Below are 980 nucleotides of genomic sequence, written 5' to 3'. Positions count from 1 at the left end.
CCCGCAAGGATGCGGACAAGAAGGGCGGCTGACGCCGTTGTTCAAGGCCAGTTTTCAAGGATGACATGAAGTGAAACGATTTGCGCATGGCGGTCGCCGGGCTGCACTGGTGGCCTGCCTGCTGCTGGCGGGGGTGGCAGGCCATGCCTCCGCCGCCGATCCGGACCCGCAGAGCCCCTATGTCACCCCGCAGGATGATGTGGACGTGACCTACACCATCTATCCCCCGCATGACACGAGTGAGGTGATGAGCCAGCGCATGCGCTGGTCCGCCAGCCGCATGATGCAGCGCGTGGACCCGGCCAATGCCGCCACCTACATGATTACCGATTACCATGCCGGGACCCTGACGGTGGTGAATCCCGGCCAGAAGGTCAAGACGGTCATTCCCGCCCCGGGGGCGGCCAATGTGCAGATGGGCCAGCGCGCGCAGGGCACGTGGCTGCGCACCGGCGTGTCAAAGGTTGCGGGAATTCCCTGCGCCCTGTGGCAGACACAGGATACCGACCAGCGTTCAAGCGAGATCTGCTACACCGATGATGGCGTGATGATGGAAGTCATCCGCGATGGCAAGGTGATGGTCGAAGCGGCATCCGTTACGCGTACGCCGCAGGATGAAAGCGTGTTCACCGTCCCGTCGGGGCTGAAGGAACTGCACGCGGCCCATCCCTGATACGGACCCGGCCCGGTCCGCTTTATGGCATGAAAAGGGCGCAACCTGCCCGTAAATCGCCATCGCGATGCTGTCTAACCGATTCCGGCGGGGCGCTTCTCCCGCCGGATCAGGATCAGTAACGGGAACAGGTTGATGAAGAACACAGGACGTATCGCAGCGGGGCTTCTGGTTCTGGCCGGGCTGGCGACAGCCGCCCCGCAGGCGCATGCCCATGGGCGTGGCGGTGGCGATGCGTTTGTCGGCGGTCTGGTGGGCGGTCTTGTCGGCGGTGCCGTGGCGGGTGCGATGGTGGATGCCTATGGAC

1 protein-coding gene is annotated in these 980 nt (G+C 64.3%); it reads left to right on the top strand.

Annotated features, from left to right (window positions below):
• The first annotated feature begins 70 nt into the window (after positions 1 to 70).
• Positions 71 to 673 (top strand): DUF4412 domain-containing protein, encoded by a 603-nt coding sequence (locus tag F1542_RS07755; protein ID WP_193732523.1) that lies wholly within the window; start codon positions 71 to 73, stop codon positions 671 to 673.
• Positions 674 to 980: the final 307 nt, after the last annotated feature.

Origin of the sequence: Komagataeibacter sp. FXV3, from assembly GCF_015155755.1 — a bacterium.
Classification (GTDB): Bacteria; Pseudomonadota; Alphaproteobacteria; order Acetobacterales; family Acetobacteraceae; genus Komagataeibacter.
Note: the sequence above shows the minus strand (reverse complement) of the source record. Positions and strands in the feature narration are given on the sequence as shown.